A 23,290-nucleotide genomic window follows, 5' to 3' on the forward strand; every position below is an offset into this window, starting at 1 on the left:
GCTCCTCCTCCAGGCTCGTGCGCACCCCGGCGGGCATCGGCTGCCACGCGGGCTGCGCGCGCAGCGTCGCCAGGTGCTCGAGCGTGTCGTCCACCATCCGGTGCGCGAGTTTGCGGAACGCCTCCCAATCCTCGGGGTCGAGCGTCAACTCTTGGGGGGAAGTGGGAGCGGTGGGCATGGGATGACCTGGGGAATGCGGCGGTGACTTGAGTGGCTGGGCATACCTCCAAGCGCCTGACGGCGCACGCGAGATGCTCCGGTCACGGTTGCCCACTGGACCCGAGCCCCTGGCAGGTGTGCCAGGGGCCCCTGGCCCGTCTGTCCGTCGTCCCCCACTCCGCGCCTGGGCTTCCGGGTGCAGGGAGTCCTACCGCCGGTGCTCCCCTTCGGAGAGCAGCGCGCGCGCCTCGTCGTCGGAGAGTGAATCCAGCTCGCTCAGCAGGAGCGCCGCCTCCGCTTCGCTCTCCTGTTCGACCCGGGCCTGGACGACGGCCAGGGACAGCCCTTCGAGGGTGGGCGATTCGAAGATGCGGCGCAGCGGGAGTTCGACGCGCAGGTCCTCGCGGATGCGGGAGATGACCCGCGTGGCGAGCAGCGAGTGGCCACCGAGCTCGAAGAAGTGATCATGGCGTCCCACGCGTTCGAGCCGCAGCAGCTCGGCCCAGATCCTCGCGAGCGCCTCCTCCGTGGGGGTGCCGGGCGCGACGAACGCGGCCGCGGTCGCCGCGGGCAGGTCGGACGGCCGTGGCAGTGCTCGCCGGTCGAGCTTCCCGCTGGGCGTGCGCGGCAGGGACGCCAGCACCATGAACCCCGAGGGAAGCATGTGCTCCGGCAGCGAACCCGCCAGGTGCGTTCGCAGCACGTGCGGCGTGGGCGAAGCGCCGGGGCCCGGCTGGACATACGCGACCAGCCGCCACCCGCCCGTGTCTTCCTTCCAGGCGACCACCGCCGCCTCGCTCACGTCGGGGTGGGTGCGCAGCGCGGCTTCGATCTCTCCCGGCTCGACGCGGAAGCCCCGGAGCTTGAGCTGATCATCCGTGCGCCCGAGGAAGTCGATCTTCCCGTCCGGCAGGTAGCGCGCGCGATCGCCGGTGCGATACAGGCGCCTGCTGCCGTCAGGACCGCCACCCGGATCCACGATGAAGCGCTCCTCGGTGAGGTCCTGCCGGTCGAGGTAGCCGCGTGCCAGCGCCACGCCCCCGATGTAGAGCTCGCCCGCCACGCCCACGGGCACCGGCTGCAGGTGCGCGTCCAGCAGGTGGATGCTGACGTTGGGGATGGGGCGGCCGATGGAGGGACGCGCGGGCCAGCCGCTCGACGGTCCCGTGAGCGCCAGCTCGGTGACGACGTGGCTCTCCGTGGGGCCGTACTGGTTGTAGAGCGCGCAGCCCAACCGCGCGAACAGCCCGGCGATCCGCGGCGTCACCTGGAGCGACTCGCCGGCCGTGATGACCTCGCGGAGGGTCGTGGGCAGCACGGGCAGGTCCCGCGCCTGTTCGGCGAGCTGCTGGAGCGCGACGTACGGCAGGAAGAGCCGGTGCACGCCCTCCTTGCGGAGCAGCGCCCAGAGGGCTTCCGGATCACGCCGCAGCTCCTCGCGCACGAGCACCAGCGTGCCGCCGGTCGTCAGCGTCGAGAACACCTCCTGGAACGACACGTCGAAGCTCAGCGACGCGAACTGCAGCGTCCGCGCACCGGCGGGCAGCGTGGAGCGGCCGTTCTGCCAGTGCAGCATGTTGGCCAGGGGCCGGTGCGCCATCGCCACCCCCTTGGGCCGGCCCGTCGAGCCTGACGTGTAGATGACGTAGGCCAGGTGCCCCGGCGTCGTGTCGGAGGTGGGGTTGTCCTCGCGCGCCCCGAGGTCCTCCTCGCCGTCGAGCATCAGGACCCGGGCCTCGCCCGCGGGCAGCCGGTCCCCGAGCCGCGCGTGGGTGAGCAGCAGGGGCGCGCGCGCGTCTTCCAACATGGAGGCGAGTCGCGCCCGCGGGTAGCCGGGATCCAGCGGGACGTAGGCGCCTCCCGCCTTGAGCACCGCGAGGACGGCGACCACCATCTCCAGCGACCGATCCAGGAAGAGGCCCACGCGCGTGTCCGGCCGCACCCCGAGCGCCTGGAGCCGGTGCGCCCAGCGGTTGGCGCGGGCGTTCAGCTCCCCGTAGCTCAGCGTCGCTCCCTCGAAGCGGAGCGCCACGGCGTCGGGCGTGCGCGCGGCCTGGTCCTCGAAGAGCCGGTGCACGCAGCGCTCCGGGAAGGACGCGTGGGTCGCGTTCCAGTCCGCGAGCGTCAGCAGCTCCGCCTGCGAGAGGACGGGCAGCGTCGACAGCGGGCGGTCCGGCTCCGCCACCACGGCGGCCAGCAGGTTCTCGAAGTGCGCCGCCATCCGCGCCACCGTCCCGGCGTCGAACAGGTCGGAGTTGTACTCGAAGCCCGCCTGGAGGCCGGAGGTGTCCTCGAGGAGGAAGGCGGTCAGGTCGAACTTCGCCGCCCCCGTGCCGGGCACTGGCGCGGCCGCGTCCGCGGGAGCCCCGCCTTCGGGGAGCGACCGGCCCAGGTTCTGGAGCGCGAACATCACCTGGAAGAGCGGGCTGTAGGCCAGGTCGCGCTCGGGCTTCAGCTCCTCCACCAGCTTCTCGAACGGGATGTCCTGGTGCGCATACGCCCCGAGCGTCACCTCGCGGACCTGCGCGAGCAGCTGCCGGAAGCTTGAGCCTCCCGACAGGCGCGTTCGCAGCACGAGCGTGTTGGCGAAGAAGCCGATCAGCCCCTCCAGCTCCGGACGCGTCCGGTTGGCGATGGGCGTGCCGACGATGAGGTCCTCCTGGCCGGTGTAGCGGTGGAGCAGCGTCTTGAACGCCGCCAGCAGCGTCATGAACAGGGTGACCTGCTCCCGCTCGCAGAGCGCCTTGAGCGGAGCGACGAGCGTTCCCGGCAGTGAGAACGAATGCAGTCCGCCGCGGAAGACCTGGACCGGTGGACGTGGCCGATCCGTGGGGAGTTCGAGGACGGCGGGCGCGCCCTCCAGCTGCTGCTTCCAGTACCTCAGCTGCTCCTCCAGGACGGGCCCCGAGAGCCACTGGCGCTGCCAGACGGCGAAGTCCGCGTACTGGATGGGCAGCTCTGGCAGGGGGGACGGCTGGCCCGCCTGCGCGGCGGTGTAGAGCACGCCCAGCTCGCGCAGCAGCACCTCCACGGACCAGCCATCGGAGATGATGTGGTGGAGGGTCAGCAGCAGGAGCTGCTCCGTGTCACCGAGCGTGAGGAGCCGGGTGCGCAGCAGCGGCCCCTGCTGGAGCTGGAAGGGCGTCCGGGCCTCCTCGTGGGCCAGCCGGTGCGCCTCGGCTTCGCGGGCGGCCTCTGGTAGCTCGCGCAGGTCCACCACCGGCAGCGCCAGCGTCAGCGACGGCGTGATGCGCTGGACGGGCTGTCCCTGGACGACTTCGAAGGTGGTGCGCAGGGACTCGTGGCGGCGCACCAGGGCCTGGAGGGCCTCCCGGAGCGCGGGGACGTCGAGCGGGCCCGGCAGCCGCACCGACAAGGGGATGTTGTAGAACGCGCTGTCCGGCTCGAATTGATCCAGGAACCAGAGGCGCTGCTGGGCGAAGGAGAGCGGGAGGGGCTGATCCCTCCCCACGGGCACGAGGCGCGGGCCCTTCGCCGTCTCCTCCTGCGGCGCGAGCTGGTCGATGGCCTTCCCCAGCTCCGCGATGGTGGGCAACTCGAAGAGCTGACGCAGCGGCAGCGAGACCTGGAAGGACTCCGCCACGCGGGCGACGACCTGGGTCGCCAGGAGGGAGTGGCCGCCGAGCCGGAAGAAGTTGTCATGGATGCCGACGCGGTCGCTGCCGAACACCTGCATCCAGATGCGCGCCAGCCGCTCCTCGGTGGAGTTGCGCGGCGCCACGTAGGCCGGCGCGGGGCCGCGCGTGGCGTCGCTGGCACCGGCCCGGTCGCGCAGGGCGCGATGATCCACCGCGCCCCCGGGCGTGCGCGGGAGCGCTTCCAGGACGGTGAACGACACCGGGATCAAGGCCTCTGGCAACCACTCCTTCAGGAAGGAGCGCAGCTCGCCCTCCGTGAGGACGTGGCCGTCGGCGGCGACGGTGAAGGCGACGAGCCCGCGCTCGCGCACGCGGGGCGGGTCGCGCACCACGACGGCCGCCTCGCGTACGCCCGGATGACGGTGGAGCGCCGCCTCCAGCTCCGCCCGATCGACGCGGCTGCCCCGCAGCAGGATGCGCCCGTCGCGGCGCCCGCAGGACACAAGGCTGCCATCGTCCAGGCGTCGGGCCAGGTCCCCCGTGCGGTACAGGCGCGCGCCCGGTTGCCGCGAGTGGGGATCGAGGATGAACGCGGCCACCGTCCGCTCGGGCTGGTGGTGATAGCCGCGGGCCAGCGCCTCTCCGCCGAGGTAGAGCTCGCCGATGGCCCCCGGGGGCACCGGCTCCAGGTTCGTGTCGAGCAACTGGAGCCGCATGCCTTCGCCGGGCTGTCCCACGAAGACCCTGGACTCGCCGGGGAGGATCGCATCCAGCGGCTGGCCCACGGGGTAGCCACCGGCCTCCGTCACCGCCTGGACGCAGAGCACCTTCTCGCGGACCTCCGGCTTCAGCGTCTCCGCCAGTCGCTGGAGGGCCGCGGGGGCGTCGTCACACAGCAGGAGCCGGGGCGCTCGCAGGGCCCACGGGAACTCGCGGGCCAGGCGCTCCAGCGTCGAGGCCGAAGCGAAGAGCACGGTGACGCCCTGGTCACGCAGCAGCGTGGCGGCCTTGCGCGGAGGCAGCGCGGCGCCGCCCGGGAAGAGCACCACCCCTGCCCCCACCGCGAGCGCTCCGAAGAGTTCGACACACGCGGCATCGTCGGAGAAGCCCGACACGTGGGCCACGCGGTCCGCTCCGGTGAGGCGAAAGCCCGCGCCGACCGCCGCGTGGCATAGCGCCGCATGCGACAGCTGGACGCCCAGCGGCGCGCCCTCGGGGCCCGGCCGGTACAGGAGGCAGGCCAGGCTGTCCGCGTGGACCTCCACGGCCGGCGGATCCTCGCAGCCCTCGCGGAGGGACTCCAGCGCCACGACCCGCGCGGAGGACGGAGGGAGGCGCGCCCGCAGCCGCTCCTCGGTGAGGAGCAACGGAGCCCCTGCGTCGTCCATCACGGGCCCCAGGCGCGACGGCGGCTCCGAGGGGTCGAGCGGCACGCAGACGCCGCCTGCCTTCAGTACGCCCACCAGCGCCACCACCCGGTCCACCGAGCGTTCGAGGAAGAGGCCCACCGGCGTCTCGGGCCGGACGCCCAGCGCCACCAGGTGGTGGGCGAGCTGGTTGGCGCGGCGGTCAAGCTCGCGATAGCTGACGGACTCCGCGCCGCTGCTCACGGCCACGGCGTCGGGCGTGCGCGCCGCATGGCCTGCGATGAGCGCGCGAAGGTCCCCCGCTTCCGGGGAGGTCTCGGGCGGTCCGCTCCAGCCCAGCGCCAGCTCGCGGCGCTGCACGTCGCCCAGCAGGGACAGCCGGGAGAGGCGCCGGTCGGGATGCGCCACGATGTCGCGGAGCAGGTACTGGTAGCACTCGACGAGGTGGCTGGCGGTCTCCGCGTCGAACAGGTCCGTGTTGTATTCGAGCGAGCCCTGCGCGCCGTGGCCGGTCTCGAAGAGGGACAGCGTCAGGTCGAACTTCGCGGTGCCGTTCGAGATGACCGGCGCCTCGCGCGGGGGCGCGGAGCTCCGCGCGGTGCGCTCGTGCGCGCCGAGGTTCTGCAGGGCGAACATCACCTGGAAGAGCGGGTTGTGGCCCAGGTTGCGCTCGGGCTGCAGCTCCTCCACCAGCTTCTCGAAGGGCAGGTCCTGGTGCGCATACGCCCCCAGCGTCACCTCGCGCACGCGCCCGAGCAGCTCCCGGAACGTGGGGTCCCCAGCGAGGTCCGTGCGCAGCACGAGCGTGTTGACGAAGAAGCCGATCAGCCCCTCCAGCTCCGGACGCGTCCGGTTGGCGATGGGCGAGCCGACGGCGAAGTCCCGCTCGCCGGTGACGCGCAGGAGCAGCGTCTTGAAGGCCGCGAGCACCACCATGAACAGCGTGACGCCCTCGCGCTGGCTGAGCGCGAGCAGGCCCTCGCTCAGCGACGCCTCCAGGGAGAAGAGGTGCATCGCGCCGCGCGTGCTCTGGAACGTGGGACGGGGCCGGTCCGTCGGCAGCTCCAGCAGCGGCGGCAGGCCACGGAGCTGGGAGCGCCAGTACGCCAGCTGCTTCTGGAGCACGTCGCCCTGGAGCCACCCCACCTGCCACCGCGCGAAGTCCGCGTACTGGACGGGCAGCTCCGGCAGCGGCGACGGCCGGCCGGTGCAGTACGCGCTGTACAGGGCCGACAGCTCCTGGTGGAAGACGTTCATCGACCAGCCATCGGAGATGATGTGGTGCATCACCACGACGAACAGGTGGTCCACGTCACTGAGCTTGATCAGGGCCACGCGCAAGAGCGGCCCCTTCGCGAGGTCGAACGAGTGCCGGCTCTCCTCGAAGGCCCGCCGGTTCGCCTCCGCCTCGCGCGTCTCCTCGGGGGTCGAGCGCAGGTCCACGACGGGCAGCTGCAACACCAGCGACGGTGCCACCACCTGCACCGGCTTGCCGTCGTGGAGCGCGAAGGTCGTGCGCAGCGACTCGTGCCGGCGGATGATCTCGTTGAGGCTCCGCTCCAGCGCCGCGACGTCCAGCCAGCCCGGCAGGCGGACCGCCACGGGGATGTTGTACGACGGGTCCCCGGGAACGAACTGATCCAGGAACCAGAGCCGCGCCTGCGGGAATGACAGCGGCAGGCCACCGCGCGCCCCACCCTGCTTCTGGAGGTGCCGGGCCAGCAGCGCGCGCTTCTCCGCGGGCGACAGCTGGGCGACCGGACTCGTCGTGGCGCTCATCCGACCACCTTCCCCTCTGCGATCAGCCCTTCCAGCATCTTCGAGACCTCGTCGTCCGACAGCTGGGAGACATCCGGTGGCGCGTCCCGCCGCGCGATGCGTTCAATGGGCGGAGGCGCCGCGGTGGCGCCCTGCGGGGTCTCCGCGAGGGCCCGGGCCAGCCCCTCCACGGTGGGCGTCTCGAAGATGCGCCGCAGCGGCAGCGTGATCCGGTACGCCTCCCGGATGCGCGAGAGGAGCCGGGTCGCCAGGAGCGAGTGGCCGCCGCTCTCGAAGAAGTGATCATGGATGCCCACCCGCTCCCGCCGCAGCAGCTCGCGGAAGAGCTGCGCCAGGTGCTCCTCGGTGGGGTTGCGCGGCGCCACGTAGGCCACGTTGCCCAGCCCCGGGAGCTGATCCTCCGGTGGCGGGAGCGCGCGTCGGTCGAGCTTGCCGTTGGGCAGCAGCGGCAGCGCCTCCAGCGGGACGAAGAGCGCGGGCACCATGTAGTCCGGCAGGCGCTCGGCCAGGTGGCGCTTGAGGTCGGACCGCAGCTGCTCGGGACCGTGCCAGCGGGGGCCCGCGTCCACCGACTCCACCTCCGCGCGGCGCCGCGCCGCCCCGGCCCGCGTCGCGTAGACGAGCCACGTGCGGGTCTCCCGCAGCGCATCCTCCTGCTCGGCGGCCACCTGGTAGCCGTGGCGCTCCAGGAGCGTCCGGATGCGGGCGAGCGCGCCGTCGGTGTCCTCCACCTCCACCACCACCTGGCGGATCCGCGACCAGTCCTCCTCCGCGATGCCGAGCAGCACGTCGTGCTCGCTCCGCTCGACGTCGATCTTGAGCAGGTCGATCTGCTCGACGCCGGCCTCCCGCATCACCTGGGAGAGCGTCTTCAGCTCGCAGCGCACGGGCTCGGTGCGCAGGCGCTCCGTGACGACCTCCTCCAGGACCTGCCGCGCCTCGGCGGGCTCCCGCGAACGGGACCGCTCGTACGCGAGGGCGACCTCGCGCTCCGCCTTGGCGTCGGCCTTGCGTCCCGACAGGATGGACAGGTGCGGGTAGTAGGTGAACGTCTCGTGCCGGGCCGCGTCCGCCAGCCCGAGGTTGAAGAGCCGCACGTCTCCGTCGTAGAGCCCGGCGTTGAGCTTCAGCACGTCGAAGACGCGGGGAATGGGCTCGAACGCGTAGACCCGCGCGCCCTTGACGCGCTGGCCGACGAAGAGCGTGAAGAGGCCGATGTTCGCGCCCACATCGAAGACGCAGTCCCCGTCGTCCAGCGTGATGCCGTGCCGGAGGTAGGCGGCGTCCTCGAACACCTCGCGGTAGACGAAGGCGGCCTCCCCCTGGCTCCGCTGGAGCACCGCCAGGCCGTTGGGGAGCTCCGTGAGCGAAGCGTCGCCGAGCAACCCCTCCCGCTGGTAGCGCAGCAGCGCGCGGAGCGTGGACGCGCGCTTCGGGTCGGGGACGAAGTACGCGACGAGGCGCTTGTCGCCGGGGGCGTACTCGCGCGTGACGATGGCCGCCTCGGCCACCGCCGGGTGCCCGCGCAGCACCGCTTCAATCTCTCCCAGCTCGATGCGGAAGCCGCGGACCTTCTCCTGATCATCAAGCCGCCCGAGGAACTCGATGTTCCCATCCGGCCGGAAGCGCGCCCGGTCCCCCGAGCGGTAGAGGCGCCCGCCGGGCACGCCGCCGAAGGGGTCCGGGATGAAGCGCTCCGCCGTCAACGTGGGCCGCCGGAGGTAGCCGAGCCCGACGTTGACCCCGCCGATGTAGAGCTCGCCGGGCACCCCGATGGGCACGGGCTGGAGCCTCGCGTCGAGCAGGTAGATCTGCGTGTTGGAGATGGGCCGGCCAATGGGGACGCTGCCGCCACTGCCGCCCGGCGGGCACGCCCACGCCGTCACCTCCACCGCCGTCTCGGTGGGCCCGTACATATTGAGCAGCTCCGCCCCTCCGAGGCGCGAATGGAAGCGCGCCTCCAGGTCCGCGGGGAGCGCCTCGCCGCTCGAAATCACCCGCCGGATCGTGGTGCAGCGCCCGCACTCCGGATGCTCCAGGAGCACCCGGAGCAGTGAGGGCACGAAGTGGGCCGCGGTGATGCCCTGCTCGATGATCAGCGGGATGAGGTAGTCCGGCTGTCGCTGCCCTCCGGGCTTGGCCAGCACCAGGGTGGCGCCCGCGATGAGCGGACCGAACAGCTCCCACACGGAGACGTCGAAGCTCGTGGGCGTCTTGTGCAGGACGCGATCACTCCCGCCGAGCGGGTATTCCTCCTGCATCCACAGGAGTCGGTTGGTGACACCCGCATGCGTGTTGATGGCCCCCTTGGGGCGCCCCGTCGATCCGGAGGTGAAGATGACGTACGCCGGCTGTTCGGGGACCGTGGGCAGGTCGGGGGACGCGTCGGGACAGAGGGCGAGCTCGGGCCCGAGCGTGTCCAGGCACACGACGCGCGTGCGGCCCTCCGGAAGGGACGCGGCGAGCCGCGCCTGGGTGAGCAGCACGGGCGGTGCCGCGTCCTCCAGCATGAAGGCGAGCCGCTCCCGGGGGTACTCCGGATCCAACGGCACGTAGGCCCCGCCCGCCACGAGGATGCCGACGAGCGCGACCACCATCTCCGGCGAGCGCTCCATGCACACCCCCACGAGCGGGTGCGGCCCGATGCCCTGCTTCCCCAGCCAGTGGGCCACGCGGTGGGCCCGGGCCATCAGCTCGCGGTACGTCAGGCGCTCGTCCCCGGCGACGACCGCCGTGGCGTCGGGCGTGCGGAGCGCCTGCGCCTGGATGAGGCGATGCAGGGCGATGTCGCGGGGCCGCTCCACGGCGGTCTCGTTCCACTCGACGAGCACCTGCTCGCGCTCGTCCTCGCCCAGGAGCGACAGATCGGACAGGCGCCGGTCCGGCTCCTGGATGATGGCCTCGAGCAGGCGCTGGAAGTGCTCCACCAGTCGCGCGATGGTCGCCGCCTCGAAGAGGTCGGTGTTGTATTCGAACAGCGCCTGGGCGCCGCGGCCCGTCTCCATCACGGAGAGCGTGAGGTCGAACTTGGCCGTGCCCGTGGTGACGTTGACGGGCGGGGCTCCACCGCCCGAGGCGCCCGGGTTGGCGTGGCGCTCGGCGCTCTGCAGGACGAACATGAACTGGAAGAGCGGGTTGTGGCTGAGCTTGCGCGACGGCTGGAGCTCCTCCACCAGCTTCTCGAAGGGCAGGTCCTGGTGCGAATACGCGCCCAGCGTCACCTCCCGCATCCGGCCGAGCAGCTCGCGGAAGGTCGGGTCGCCAGACAGGTCCGTGCGCAGCACGAGCGTGTTGACGAAGAGCCCGATGAGCCCCTCCAGCTCCGCCCGCGTCCGGTTGGCGATGGGCGACCCGATGACGATGTCCGTCTCCCCCGTGTAGCGCGAGAGCAGCACCTTGAAGGCCGCCAGCAGCGTCATGAAGGGCGTCGTCCCCTCCCGCTGCCCCAACACCCGGAGGGAGTCGTACAGCCACGCGTCGAGCGTGAGGAGGTGCGTTCCGCCGTGGAAGGACTGCACGGCGGGGCGCGGCCGGTCCGCGGGGAGCTCCAGCAGCTCCGGCGCACCGGAGAGCTGCTTGCGCCAGTAGGACAGGTGGCCCTCCAGCACCTCTCCCTGGAGCAGCTGCCGCTGCCAATGCGCGAAGTCCGCGTACTGGAGGGGCAGCTCCGGCAGGGGCGAGGACTGCCCCCGGCTGAAGGCGGTGTAGAGCACGCCCAGCTCGCGGAACAGCACGCCCATGGATCCGCCATCCGCCACGATGTGGTGGAGGGTGAGGAGCAGCACGAAGTCCGCGTCGCCCAGCCGCAGCACGCTGGTGCGCAGCAGGGGCCCGTCCGTGAGCGAGAACGGGCGCTGGGCGTCGATGAACACGAGCCGCTGGGATTCCGACTCCCGCTGCTCCGCGGGGACGGAGCGCAGGTCGATGACCTCCAGGTCCACGGCCTGGGTGGGCGCCACCACCTGCATGGGCTCGCCGTCCACGGTGGTGAAGGTGGTCCGCAGGGCTTCGTGGCGGCGCACCAACTCATTCAGCGCGCTCCGCAGCGCCGCGAGGTCCAGGGGCGCGGTGATGCGCATGGGCGAAGGGATGTTGTAGACGGAGCTGGCCGGGTCGAACTGGTGCAGGAACCAGAGGCGACGCTGCGCGAAGGAGCAGGGAAAGACGAAGGCCTCCCGGGTGCCAGGAACCGCGGACGAAGACGAAGCAACTGCCGTCATGAAGTACCCCTCCTTGCTGGTTGCGGTGGATGCCCTCAAGCCGCCGAGTCGGAGCGGACAGGCACCGTGACGACCTCGCGCGCCACCCGCGTCAGGGCCGGCTCGCGAGGCCGGGACTCCCCCTCGTGGCCCTTGTCGAGCTCCGCGCCCAGGCGGGCCACGGTGGACAGCTCGAAGAGCCAGCGCAGCGGGACCTCCCGATGGAAGGCGGTGCTCACGCGCGTCATCACCCGGGTGGCCAGCAGCGAGTGCCCGCCGAGCTCAAAGAAGTCGTCGTGGATCCCCACCCGCTCCAGCTCGAGCACCTCGCACCAGATGCGCGCCAGGGTCTTCTCCGTCTCCGTGCGGGGCGCCACCCACTCGGCCGGGGACTCCAGCGCCCCGGCCGTGACCGCTGGCAGCGCGCGCCGGTCCACCTTGCCGCTGCCCGTGAGCGGGAGCGTGGCGAGCAGCACGAACGCGGACGGCACCATGAAGTCCGGCAGGGACTCCCGCAGGAAGCCGCGCAGCCCCGCGGCGTCCGGCCACCTGCCGTCCCGGGGGACGCAGTACGCCACGAGGCGCGGCTCGCCGGAGGGACCGCGCCGGGCCACGACGACGGCCTCCTGGAGCGCCGGGTGGCGCAGCAGCACGTGCTCGATCTCACCCGCCTCGATGCGGTAGCCGCGCAGCTTGAGCTGCTGATCCACGCGGCCCAGGTACTGGAGGCCGCCGTCGGGCAGCCGGCGCACGCGATCGCCCGTGCGGTACATGCGCGCACCGGGCTCCGCGCGGAACGGATCCGGCACGTACCGTTCCGCGGTGAGGTCGGGCCGCCCGAGGTAGCCGCGCGTCACGCCCACGCCCCCCAGGTACAGCTCGCCCGGGACGCCGGCCGGGAGCGGCTCCAGGCAGGCGTCGAGGACATAGACCTGCGTGTTGTCGACGGGGCTTCCGAGCAGCGGCGCCGTCGTGCCGTCCTGGCACTCCACGAGGGTGGCGCAGATGCTCCCCTCCGTGGGGCCATAGGCGTTGATGAAGCGGCGGCCCGGGAGCCAGCGGGCCACCAGCTCCGCGGGGCACGCCTCGCCCCCGGTGACGACCAGCCGCAGGTCCGGCAGCACCGCGGCGGGCAGCACCGCCAGGGACGACGGCGGCAGGAGGAGGATGTGGATGCGTTCGTTGCGCAGCACCTGGAGGAGCGGCGCGCCCGGGAGCAGGTCCGCCTGGGGCGCCAGGCAGAGCGTCGCGCCGGCACCCAGGGCGACGACCAGCTCGAAGACGCACGCGTCGAAGCTCAGCGAGGCGAACTGGAGGAAGCGGCTGCCCGGGTCAATCCGCAGGACGCGGGCCTGGCTCTCGGCCATGCTGGACACCCCGCGGTGCGGCACGAGGACGCCCTTGGGACGGCCCGTCGAACCCGACGTGTAGATGACGTAGGCCAGGTTGTCGGGCACCGCCAGCGGCGCCACGCCGTCGTCGCGATGGGCGGCGATGCGTGGCCACTCCGAGTCCACGCACAGGGTGCGTCCCGCATGCGGAGGCAGGGTGCTGGCGAGCCGCTCCTGCGTGAGCATCAGCGGCACGCGGGCATCCTCCAGCATGTAGGCCAGGCGCTCCGTCGGATAGGTCGGATCCAGCGGCAGGAAGGCCGCGCCGGCCTTGAGGATGCCCAGCATCCCGACGAGGAGTTCCAGCGAGCGCTCCATGCAGAGGGCGACGCACACCTCCGGTCCACAGCCCTGCTCGCGCAGCTCCCGCGCGAGCTGGTTGGCGCGCGCGTCCAGCTCCCGGTAGCTCAGCGACTGCCCGAGGAACCGCGCCGCGGGCGCCTCCGGGCGCAGCCGCACCTGGGCTTCGAACAGCTCATGCAGGAGCAAGGTGCCCGCGCGTCCATCCACGGGGCGTTGGAAGTCCAGGAGCAGGCGCCGCCGCTCGTCAGGGTCGAGGAGCGGGAGTTCACCGATGCGCCGGTCCGGCGAGGTGACGGCGCCTTCGAGGAGGGCCTGGAAGTTGCGAGCGAGGGCAACGATGGTCGCCGTGTCGAAGAGGTGCGTGTTGTATTCGAACACCGCCAGCAGCCCGTCCTCCGTCTCCGTCGCGCTCAAGGTCAGGTCGAACTTGGACGTCCCCACGTTGAGCTGGGGCGCGAAGTTGCCCGACGTCATCCGCACGCCGGTCTCCGCGTTCTGCAGCACGAACATCACCTGGAAGAGCGGGTTGTGGCCCAGGTTGCGCTCGGGCTGCAGCTCCTCCACCAGCTTCTCGAAGGGCAGGTCCTGGTGCGCGAAGGCCTCGAGCGTCCCCTCGCGGGTGCGGGCCAGCACCTCGCGGAAGGTGGGGCTGCCGGAGAGGTCGGTGCGCAGCACGAGCGTGTTGACGAAGAAGCCAATCAAGCCCTCCAGCTCCACCCGCGTGCGGTTGGCGATGGGGGCGCCGACGACCAGGTCCTGCTCACCGCTGTAGCGGAAGAGCAGGACCTTGAACGCGGCGAGCAAGGCGATGAAGAGCGTGACGTCCGCCTGCCGGGCCACGGCCTTGAGGCCCTCCACCGGAGCACGGGGAATGGGCACGGCATAGGCCGCCCCCTGGAAGGACTGCACCCGCGGCCGGGGCCGGTCCGTGGGCAGCTCCAGCAGCGCGGGCACACCGGCGAGCCGCTGCTTCCAGTACGAGAGCAGCCGCTCCAGCACGTCGCCCCGCAGCCACGCCCGCTGCCAGACGGCGAAGTCCGGGTACTGGATGGGCAGCTCCGGCAGCGCGGCGGGACGCCCCGAGGCGGCCGCGACGTAGAGCGCGGACAGCTCGCGGTAGAGGACGCCCATGGACCAGCCGTCGGAGACGATGTGGTGCATGGTCATCAGCAGCACATGGTCCGTGTCGCTCAGGCGCAGCAGGCGGGCGCGGAACAGGGCATCGCGTGCGAGGTCGAAGGGCCGGTGCGCTTCAAGCAGGGCGAGCCGGCCGGCCTCCGTCTCCCGCTCGGCCTCGGGCAGTCCGCCCAGGTCGATGACCTCCAGGGTCAGCGGCCGGCGCGGCTCGACGACCTGCGCGGGCTGACCGTCCTGGGTCGTCACGAAGCGGGTGCGCAGCGCCTCGTGGCGTTGCACGAGCGCGTTCAGGGTCTCCTCCAGCTTCGCCACCCACACCGGGCCGGTGAGGCGGTTGGCGAGCGGCAGGTTGTAGAAGGCGAGGCCCGGCTCCAGCTGCTCCAGGAACCAGAGCCGCTGCTGCGCGAACGACAGCGGCACGAGCATCTGCTCGGCGGGACGGCGCGGAATCCTGTCGGGCGTGACTCCCTGGGCCCGGGCCTCCAGGCGGCGCTCCAGGAGCGCGCGTTTCGCGGGAGACAGGGCGGCAACACGTTCGCTCAGGCTGCTCATCGAACCCATCCTCTCCTCTGCATGGCGGCGTGACGGTGGACGCGGGTGGAGCCCGCGTCAGGACGAGGCGGCGGTGAAGAACGACTCCAGCTGATCGGCGACGAACTCCGGCCGGTCGTAGAGGCAGTAGTGCGTGGCGTCCGGGACGTGCACATGGCGCGCCCTGGGGAGGAGCCCCGCCAGCAGCTGCGACATGCCGGGCGAGGCCACCGCGTCGTACTCCGCGCTGAGCAGCAGCACGGGGACCCGCACCTGTCCCGCGCTCTTGCGCGAGTCGTAGGTCCAGAAGTCGCGGATCTGCCGCAGGTGGTTGATGAGCGAGGACTCGCTCCGGAATGGCGCCAGTACGTGGGACCGCAGGTCCCTGTTCATCAGGGCGAGCACGCGTGTGGCGAGCGCGTCGGCGTCCGTCTCGTCGTCCTCCGTCAGGTCGAAGGCATCATCCGCCACGCTCGAGCGGAGGGAGCCCAGCACGGAGGCGGCCAGGGCCGGGCGGCGCTCGAGCATGCGGCTCAGGGGCTCGAAGTTGCGCTCGTAGGCCGTGTCGAGCTCCGCCGGGCTGCCGACGCACTTGAAGGTGCCGTTGAGGAACACCATCGAGGCGACCCGGGACGGGTGGCGGAGGTAGAGCTCCAGTGCCACCTTGGGCCCGGTGCACCAGCCGACGAGGTGGCACTGCTCGATGCCTTCGTTCCGGAGGATGGCCTCCGCGTCCTCCACCTGGTCCTGGAGCAGGATGGGCGGCGAGCCTTCCTCCAGCCCGCGCGGCTCCCAGAGGATGACGCGGTGGCGCCGCATCAGCCCGACCAGCAGCCGGCTCCAGTAGTGGAGCCCCTGCCCCAGGGCATTGAGGATCACGAGCGGCGTGCCACCGCCGCCGCCCGCGTAGTAGGTCAGCGAGGCGCCGCCCCGGTCCAGGGTGCGTCGATCGAGCGACGCGACCACGCCCGAGGCCTGAGCCCGGAGGTCGTCGCGAGCGGCATCCTGTCCCTGGAGGATCGCCTCGAAGAGAGGCTCCTGGGCCTCCGCGTCGAACGGGAGCGCCTCGGCGGGAGGGTTCTCAGGGACGGACACGCCGGACGACGCGAGCCAGTCATGGAACCCGCCCAGGCGCTCGTGGAAGCTCCGGTCGATGGCGTTCAGCGCCTCGCGGTCCTCGACGACGAGGAGGCTCAGGCCGTAGGCCGTGCCCACGCGCTCGCACAGCTCCACGAAGGGCACGCGCTCCGGGGCGATGACATGGAAGCGGCCGGAGGCGGTGTCAGGAGCGCGCGCGAGGCGCAGCAGGTGCTCCGCGGCCTGCTCCACGCGGATGATGTCCAGGCTCGCTCCGGCGGGGGCCTGGCACGCCAGCGCCTTGTATTCGAAGTACTGCGGGAGGCGCTCCTCCAGCTCGCGCTTCAGCCCATGCAGCGCCTCCAGGAACTGGAGGAAACCCTCGCGGTCCGGCCCTCGCACGGGAGGGCTGTCGCCCACGACCAGCGAGGTACGGAAGAGGCGATGGGTGATGCCACCCGCTCCGCACAAGGCCTCCACGTCGTGCTCCACCCGTCGGTGGAACGCCTCGAACCCATCCTCCGCGTCGCCGTCCTCCAGGAGGGGACCCACGGCGTTGAACGCCGGAGTCCCGAACCCTGGCAGGAGCGACAGCAGGCGTCGTGGCACTTCCCTCCCAGCCGGTGGGCCGGAGCCGCGCGGGGGGCGATGGCCTCCGCCCAGCCACCAGACCTCGTCGAAGCGGGGCGCCCCCGGGAGGGCTTGCGGAAGCCCCAGGTCCTCGCGATGGAGGTCGGCCTGGAGCGGATGCAAGCGGGCGAGGAGCCCGTCGGCCCCGGCTGTAAGCCCCCGCGCGGCGTGACGCACCAGGGCCACGACCTGATCCGCTTCAAGGAGGAGACCTTCAGGCTGTTGCAGGAAGAGGAAGACGCTCTCGCCCAAAGACAGACAGCGCGCCGCCAGGTGGCTCGCGAGGAGGCTGGCAGAACCCGCGATGAGCACATGGCGTGTCATGGTTCCCTCATCCTGTCTGGGGTTGGCACGGCGGCTTGGAGGTCGCGAACGGGGCTTCCCGCTGCACGGAATCGCCTCCGTGCAGCGGCGTCAGGTCAGGGCAACGCTCTCAGCTGGTTCGCATAGGCGGCCACGACGGACATGCTCTGGGCCAGGTTCATGGCGGCCACCGGGTCGAGCGCATCCGCCTGCATTCCAGACAGCGTGCCCTGCACCGTCGTCCGGTACTTCTGGTACGCATCGTTGAAGCGCTTGGAGGAGTTGAGCTCCTTGAGCGCCTCCTGCCACACGCGCTGGAAGGCCTCCGCGGCGGCCTGGAGGTTCTTCATCCCGTTGTCCTGGGGCTGCATCGCTTGCAGGAGCGCGCGCTGGTATTCGACCTGCGCGGCCTGGATGCGCTGCTGCGCCTCGTACCAGACCGCGTTCAGGTCCTGGAAGTACGTGTCATGGGCAGTCATGATCCGCTTGGTCAGCGGTTCGGTGCCCTCGGACTTCTGGCCTTTCTGCGTCCCACTGGTTTCCATGGTTCGACCCTTCCTCTTCCTGTGGAAACAGCACCTATTGACAGCAGCATCCAACTGCTCCGAAGCGGAGCACTTGCATCCGGTCACAGGTGAAGGAGGCCCTGGGAGCAATCCGCGGGCAGCTCGAAGATGAAAAGTCGGAAGTTGACCCACAATCGCTGTTCAGCGACTTCCCCCCTACTGCAACGCATCGACGCCCGCTGTCTACTATGCGTGATGACAGACGGACTATCAGAGAAATCCAAACCTCTCCGAAATCCACGGCCACTTTCACATTCTGAACATCCCCGGAAAATGACCGGGCCCGGCCGCGACGCCTGGGCATGGCGGTCCTGGACACTCACGGACTCTCTGCCTCTGGGAAGAAGCGACCATGGACAAGGAAGAGCGCAGCCTTTTGAACGAGGTGCCGGAGCAGGAATGCGACCTCATCATGAAGGGAGGGGTCACGAGCGGAGTCGTCTATCCGCCCGCCATTCTCGAACTGGCGCGCCACTACCGCTTCCGCTCCATCGGCGGGGCCTCGGCGGGAGCCATCGCGGCGGCAGCCGCGGCGGCCGCGGAGTACGGGCGGCAGTCGCCTCCCGGGCAGCATCCCGGCGCGACCGCGCAGGGCTTCGAGCGACTCGCCGAGATGAACCGCGAGCTGGGCACCCCCGGGTTCGTGAGGGAGCTCTTTCAACCTTCCCCTGAAGGAAGGCCCCTGCTCCACGCCTTCATGGAATGGCAAAGCCGGACGGCGGCCGAGGAGCGGGAAGAGGCGCTCGCGAAAGCGCGCGGAGACCCCGCACCTGGCGCGGGGGTCCGGTACTTCCGCATGGCCCTGCGGCTGGCGGCGGTCCTCCTCCATGCCAGGGGAGAAAGGCAGCGGCAGGGAATGGCGCTGGGCTTCCTCCTCGCCGCGCTGCTCGCCAGCAGCGTGGGGGGATGGGGCGTGGTGTTGCTCCGGGCCCCCGGATTCCTGCACGGGCTCGGGGGCACGGTGCTGCTGATGGCGGCACTCGGGCTCTGCTGGGCGGGCACCCGACTGGGCCGCCTCCTGGGTGGAGCCTGGGGTCTGGCAGGCCATGTGAATCAATTGCAGGACAAGGCCGCCCACAAGTATGGCATCTGTCCTGGAAGTGCCGGCACCCAGGCGCGCCTCGGCGAGGAGAAGCAGGCCCTGGTGGACTGGCTGCACGTCCGCTTCAACCAGCTGGCGGGACTCGCGCCCGAAGCGCCTCCCATCACCTTGAGGCAGCTGGGCGAAAAGAAGATCGCCTTCAAGCTGGTGACGACCAACCTGACGCTGGGCCAGCCCTACATCCTCCCCTTGAGCAGAGGCACCCGCTCCTTCTTCTTCAAGCGGAGCGAATTCGAACGGCTCTTTCCCAAGCCCGTCCTCGAGGCGCTCGTCGGTTGGGGCAAGGCCAACCGGCCGACGGAGTCCATCCGCCTGAGCGACACGGATGCGCAGGAGCTGTTGCGCTTTCCCATCGGCGAGGACATGCCGCTGGTGGTGGCCACCCGCCTGAGCCTGAGCTTCCCGCTCCTGCTGAGTGCCATCCGGATCTACTCCGTGAGGCCGGAGAAGTACCGCAAGGAGAAGGGCGCCCCGCCCCAGCTCATCGATCTGGCAAGGGACCTGGAGGAGCACTGGCTGAGCGACGGAGGCATCACCAGCAACTTCCCCATCCACATCTTCGATGCCTGGGTGCCGCAACGGCCGACCTTCGGCATCACGCTCTACGACTCACCCATCGCCCACGTGCTGGAGCAGCGCGAGGAGAAGAGCACCTTTCGTCCCGTGGTCCTCCCCGAGCCGAAGGACTTTGACAAGGCACGGCCCCAGCGAACAGCCATTGACGGGGTGCCGGACTTCCTTCGGGCCATCTTCGAGACGGCGATGAGCTATCGGGACAACGCGCAGTCGGGGCTGCCCAGCTACCGGGAGCGCATCGTCCAGGTGTTCCTCGAAAAGAAGGAAGGCGGTCTCAACCTGGACATGCCAGCGGAGGTCATCGAGACCATCCAGCAGAAGGGGCGGGATGCGGCCGCGGAGCTGCTGGGGCGCTATCCCAGTCCGCTCAGTCTCCACTTCTCCGAGCACCGCTGGGTGCGCATGCACGTATTGATGGCGGAGCTGGAGAGCCAGTTGTTGGAGATGCGCAAGCTGTTCCCGGAGGGTGACTGGAAGGAGCAGCTCCAATCGCGCTTCGCGTCGCTCTTCGAGCAGCAGCTCGCGGCGAGGCAGGGAGGAGGCGCTGCGTCCTGGTATCGAGCCAAGAGCGAGCCCTGGTGCGATGAGGCCCGCCACCGCCTGGACACGCTGTTGGAGCTCGTCGAGGCGTGGGAGCAGGCCCAGCAGGCGTGGAAGGACCAGCTCCAACAGGCGGGACAGAAGGCCCCGGAGGCCTTCTTCGCCGACACCCCACCCCGCCCCAGGGGCGTCCTGAAGATCATGCCGGACGTGTGAACCCGGGCCCGGAAGGTCGTGCTGGCGCCCATGACCCTGAAGCTCCGGTTGTTATTCTTCCGGAGGAAGCGTCCCGTTCTTCCACGCGTCCAGTGTCATGGCCGCACTCAATCCGATCAGGCTCAGCGGTGGCTCCGCCAACAAAGCAAGAGCACGTTCTGCCTCGTCAGGTGCGAACGTCAAGGCAGCCGTCGCCGCCCAATATCGCGTCCCTGGCTCCGCATCTGTCAGCAACCCCAACAAACGTTTCTCCACCTCTTTTCCACGCGCGCGCAGTTCGGTCCTGGCGGCTGCCGCAAGAACGTATTCCTTGTTGGCAGCCCGGGTGTTGCGAGCATTGAGCAAGCGCCCGTGTCTTGCTGACACCTCGCGAAAACGCGCAATCAACTCCTCTGGCCCCAGTGTCTTGAGGTCACGTGCTTTCATTGGATGGCCCCAAATCTCCTCAAGGTCTGCAGTCCAAAGGCGCGCTGTTGCTCGTAGGATTGCATCCGAAGCCAATCGCGAACGATCCGCCCTCCGGCGACGTCCTGCCTGGATGAGTAGAACGCGCTGACGAGCTTGTGGAGCTGTTCATCGATTGCGACAACATTCTCTGTGTTGTGAAGGGCCTCGGGACCAAAGCGCTGCACGTTCCCTGGCGTCTGCTCGACGATGTGGTGCCACTGCTTTCCGCTGCCCGCCGGCCCCATTGCGTTCTTGAAACCGCTGAAGGACTTCCATGCCCTCACGCTGGACGGCCCCGCGCCAGTTGCCGTGCCGCCGCGCGAGGACATCGCCACTGCTCCAGGCGCGAGGCTGAACGTGAAGCCGTCCGCTGCCAGGGCGACGGATTCGACCTGGCCGGCCGCCGCATAGACCACGCCCGCTTCGGCCTCGGCCCTCACCGCGACCTGGGCCGCCCCAGGCAGCCCTGGCAGCTTCGCGCCCAGGGTCGCGCCCGTGCTTCCAATGGCCGCGGTCGCCAGCATCACGAACGCCCGAGCCGCATTCCTGCCCATCACCTTCCCAAACCGCTCCCCGGCATCGCGCAGTTCATCGAACGTCAGGGCCTCGTCCGCCTCGGCCATCAAGAGTCGGAAGCCCTCGATGAGTCCCCAGAACGTGTCGACACCCACGTAGAGGATGAGCGCCGCCGTGAGCACCGCCGCCACGCCCTTGGTCGAAGGCTCCGGCACGGTCCAGAGCAATGCGTACGTGGCGGCTGTCCAGAGGGCGGCCTCCATCATGGCTTCCGGATGGGCCATGTCCTTGACGGCCTCCCACAGTTCGTCCAGCACGGCCCCCTTCGCCAGCGCAAGGGCCAGGGCAAAGCGCGCGTCCTCCGCGATCACCGGGTTCTCCTTCAGCAACCCCAGACAATCACCGGGCCGTCCAGTCCGCTCACACCACCGCAAATAGGCGCGGGTCAGCTCAACGTCGGCCTGCGTCTGCCCGTCAGTCAGGTGCTCACCAGGCCCGAGCGGCGTGATGCGGTGCCGCTTCACATCGACGAGGTACGAACCGCTTCGGGGCTCCACCTCGAACAGGCGCCGGGCGGCATCCTGAGCATGCGGTGACAGACGAATGCCCCGGGCCAGGCGAGCCACGGCCTCCTTCACCTCACCCGCGTCCAGCGCTATCGGCCCGGCGGCTCCCCCCGCGCGCGGGACATGGACCCCAGTCGAGCCTCGGCCTGTATCGAGCCGGATGACCCTCGTGGTTCCGCTACACCCGACCAGCACCCACAGCAGGGAAACCACCAGCCACGGCAGCCGCATGCGAAACCCCGGGCCCGGAAACGAAAAAGGCCGGCGGTCCCGAAGGACCACCGGCCTTTTTCTTTTGGAGCCGACATCCGGATTTGAACCGGAGACCTACTGATTACGAATCAGTTGCTCTACCAACTGAGCTATGTCGGCGCGACGCGTGAAAGCGGCGCGTAAGTACCATCCGGTTTTCGGCCCCGCAAGCAGAATCTCCGCGCCTGCCCGCCGCTCCGCCGTCACCCCGGCTTCTTCCTTCCAGAAGGGCTGACATGCATGACACAGCGCATCCGGTGAAGTGACACACCGCGTCGCCTAAGTGCGCGTGATTTCTCCACAATTTGGAGAAATGGCGCACTCCGCAGCGGTTGACCCCCTGTTGAGCCTGTGCGCATAAGGGCCCGGCTTTCGCCTGTGGCCCCCATTCAGGGTGGGCCCTCAAGGAGCACATTCCATCATGGCCAGCGAAGAGACTTTCATGCGCGCCCCGGCCCCCTCGCCCAAGCGCACCATCTACACGGAGGCGATGGAGATCTTCCACTACGCGGCGGATCTCATCGGCCTGGACAAGCGGGTGCGTCTGGAGCTCGAAGAGCCCGACTACGAGCACATCTTCTACGTCACCGCGAAGCTCAAGGACCGGCTCGTCCCCCTGCTTCCCGAGGAGGCCAAGTCCTTCTCCGACCTGTCCGTGACCCAGGTGCGCAACCCCGAGGGCCTGGAGCGCCTGGCCAACGGCAACATCATCCTCAACGGCCGCGCCCTCCTGGGCTCCGACGTCGCCATCCGCCACGGCCACCTGCGCCTGCCGGACGGGCTCGTGTACCAGCTGGTCCCCGGTGAGTCGCAGCGCTTCAAGGCCTACCGCGTCCAGCACAACCAGGCCCGGGGCCCCTACAAGGGCGGCCTGCGCTACCACCGCGAGGTGTCCCTGGACCTCTTCAAGGCGCTCGCCGCGGAGATGACCTGGAAGACCGCCATCGCGGAAGTCCCCTTCGGCGGCGGCAAGGGCGGCATCCAGCTGGACCCGCGCGAGTACGGCCGTGAGGAGATTGAAGCCATCACCCTGCGCTTCATGTACCGGCTCAAGAGCCTCATCGGGCCGAACATCGACATCCCGGCGCCGGACGTGGGCACCAACCCGGAGATCATGGCGCTGCTGTACCGCCAGTTCTCCGACGGTGAGCGCGAGCGCCACAACCTGCGCGGCATCGTCACCGGCAAGGACGTGCGCATCGGCGGTTCCGAGGGCCGCGGCAAGGCCACCGGCCAGGGCGTCGCGTTCTGCATCGAGGACTACTACGCCGACCGCGGCGAGAGCGTGAAGGGCAAGACCTTCGTCCTCCAGGGCTTCGGCAACGTGGGCAGCCACGCCGCCATCATCCTGGGCAACATGGGCGCGCGCCTGCTCGCGGTGAACGACGCCGACGGCTCCATCTTCAACGGCGACGGCATCGACGTGAACGCGCTGGCCGCCTACGTGGCCGACCCCAAGAACCTCAAGCGCTCCGTCATCGGGTTCCCCGGCGCCCAGCGCATCGAGAAGAAGGACCTCTGGGACGTGCAGGCGGACATCCTCGTCCCCGCCGCCCTGGGTGGTGAGATCACCGCCGACATCGCCGAGCGCCTCAAGGTCAAGCTCATCGCGGAGGGCGCCAACGGCCCCACCACCCCGGAAGCCGACCGCGTCCTGCAGAAGCGCGGCATCGAGCTCATCCCGGACATCATCGCCAACGCCGGCGGCGTGACGGTGAGCTACTACGAGTGGATCCAGAACAAGCGCATGGAGCGTTGGAGCGAGGCGGAGGTCGATCAGCGCCTCGAGCGCGCCATGAAGCGCAACTACCGCATCATCCGCGACATCTCGCGCAACCAGCCGCGCAAGACGGAGATGCACGACAGCCGCCCGTACTGCATCGGCAAGGCCGTGGACAGCCGCTGCGCCGCGATGATCCTCGCGCTCAAGCGCATCGAGGCCCACTACCTGCTCGAAGGCTTCTCGCAGTAGTCCCGCGTCGCTTCAGCCTTGCGTCCCACGCCCGGGGCACGGTGTCTTCCCTCATCCAGGGG

At 70.3% G+C, this 23,290-nt stretch carries 9 protein-coding genes and 1 tRNA gene; 2 read left to right on the plus strand and 8 right to left on the minus strand.

Annotated elements, in window-relative coordinates; genetic code table 11:
* Nucleotides 1–367: 367 nt before the first annotated feature.
* The 5 genes from D7V97_RS12240 to D7V97_RS12260 form a co-directional block, all read right to left on the minus strand.
* Nucleotides 368–6,904: a non-ribosomal peptide synthetase gene (locus D7V97_RS12240; RefSeq protein ID WP_120610798.1), complete on the minus strand. Its 6,537-nt coding sequence runs from the start codon at nt 6,902–6,904 to the stop codon at nt 368–370.
* A complete protein-coding gene (locus D7V97_RS12245) occupies nt 6,901–11,124 on the minus strand; it encodes a non-ribosomal peptide synthetase (RefSeq protein ID WP_120610799.1) in 4,224 nt (1,407 codons plus the stop codon). Before D7V97_RS12245 ends, D7V97_RS12240 begins: the two co-directional genes overlap by 4 nt.
* Nucleotides 11,125–11,159: 35 nt before the next feature.
* Nucleotides 11,160–14,486, minus strand: coding sequence for a non-ribosomal peptide synthetase (locus tag D7V97_RS12250; RefSeq protein ID WP_158623345.1), 3,327 nt, complete (start codon nt 14,484–14,486; stop codon nt 11,160–11,162).
* A gap of 57 nt (nt 14,487–14,543) precedes the next feature.
* On the minus strand, nt 14,544–16,496 hold the full coding sequence (locus D7V97_RS12255; protein ID WP_147444785.1) for an alpha/beta fold hydrolase: 1,953 nt from the start codon (nt 16,494–16,496) through the stop codon (nt 14,544–14,546).
* 95 nt (nt 16,497–16,591) lie between these two features.
* The gene (locus tag D7V97_RS12260; protein WP_120610802.1) at nt 16,592–17,020 is read right to left on the minus strand and encodes a hypothetical protein; all 429 of its coding nucleotides are present in this window, start codon (nt 17,018–17,020) and stop codon (nt 16,592–16,594) included.
* A 373-nt stretch (nt 17,021–17,393) separates the two neighbouring features.
* Here D7V97_RS12260 and D7V97_RS12265 point away from each other — a divergent pair, with 373 nt between their 5' ends.
* The gene (locus D7V97_RS12265; RefSeq protein ID WP_120610803.1) at nt 17,394–19,475 is read left to right on the plus strand and encodes a patatin-like phospholipase family protein; all 2,082 of its coding nucleotides are present in this window, start codon (nt 17,394–17,396) and stop codon (nt 19,473–19,475) included.
* A 51-nt stretch (nt 19,476–19,526) separates the two neighbouring features.
* Here D7V97_RS12265 and D7V97_RS12270 read toward each other — a convergent pair whose 3' ends face one another.
* From D7V97_RS12270 to D7V97_RS12280, 3 genes are all read right to left on the minus strand, one after another.
* Nucleotides 19,527–19,901 (minus strand): DUF2019 domain-containing protein, encoded by a 375-nt coding sequence (locus D7V97_RS12270; protein WP_120610804.1) that lies wholly within the window; start codon nt 19,899–19,901, stop codon nt 19,527–19,529.
* A complete protein-coding gene (locus tag D7V97_RS12275; RefSeq protein WP_233582697.1) occupies nt 19,898–21,064 on the minus strand; it encodes a hypothetical protein in 1,167 nt (388 codons plus the stop codon). The genes D7V97_RS12270 and D7V97_RS12275 overlap by 4 nt, the downstream gene beginning before the upstream one ends.
* A 236-nt stretch (nt 21,065–21,300) precedes the next feature.
* Nucleotides 21,301–21,376: transfer RNA gene (locus D7V97_RS12280), tRNA-Thr, on the minus strand.
* 301 nt (nt 21,377–21,677) lie between these two features.
* Here D7V97_RS12280 and D7V97_RS12285 point away from each other — a divergent pair.
* Entirely contained in the window at nt 21,678–23,228 is a 1,551-nt protein-coding gene (locus D7V97_RS12285) for a Glu/Leu/Phe/Val dehydrogenase (RefSeq protein ID WP_120610805.1), read from the plus strand.
* Nucleotides 23,229–23,290: the final 62 nt, after the last annotated feature.

This window comes from Corallococcus sp. CA053C (assembly GCF_003611675.1).
Lineage (GTDB): Bacteria > Myxococcota > Myxococcia > Myxococcales > Myxococcaceae > Corallococcus.

Coding starts and splice junctions, on each gene's coding strand:
- D7V97_RS12240 (WP_120610798.1), bottom strand. CDS start 6,904: ATGAGCGCCACGACGAGTCCGGTCGCCCAGCTGTCGCCCGCGGAGAAG.
- D7V97_RS12260 (WP_120610802.1), bottom strand. CDS start 17,020: ATGGAAACCAGTGGGACGCAGAAAGGCCAGAAGTCCGAGGGCACCGAA.
- D7V97_RS12255 (WP_147444785.1), bottom strand. CDS start 16,496: ATGACACGCCATGTGCTCATCGCGGGTTCTGCCAGCCTCCTCGCGAGC.
- D7V97_RS12265 (WP_120610803.1), top strand. CDS start 17,394: ATGGACAAGGAAGAGCGCAGCCTTTTGAACGAGGTGCCGGAGCAGGAA.
- D7V97_RS12270 (WP_120610804.1), bottom strand. CDS start 19,901: ATGAAAGCACGTGACCTCAAGACACTGGGGCCAGAGGAGTTGATTGCG.
- D7V97_RS12250 (WP_158623345.1), bottom strand. CDS start 14,486: ATGAGCAGCCTGAGCGAACGTGTTGCCGCCCTGTCTCCCGCGAAACGC.
- D7V97_RS12245 (WP_120610799.1), bottom strand. CDS start 11,124: ATGACGGCAGTTGCTTCGTCTTCGTCCGCGGTTCCTGGCACCCGGGAG.
- D7V97_RS12285 (WP_120610805.1), top strand. CDS start 21,678: ATGGCCAGCGAAGAGACTTTCATGCGCGCCCCGGCCCCCTCGCCCAAG.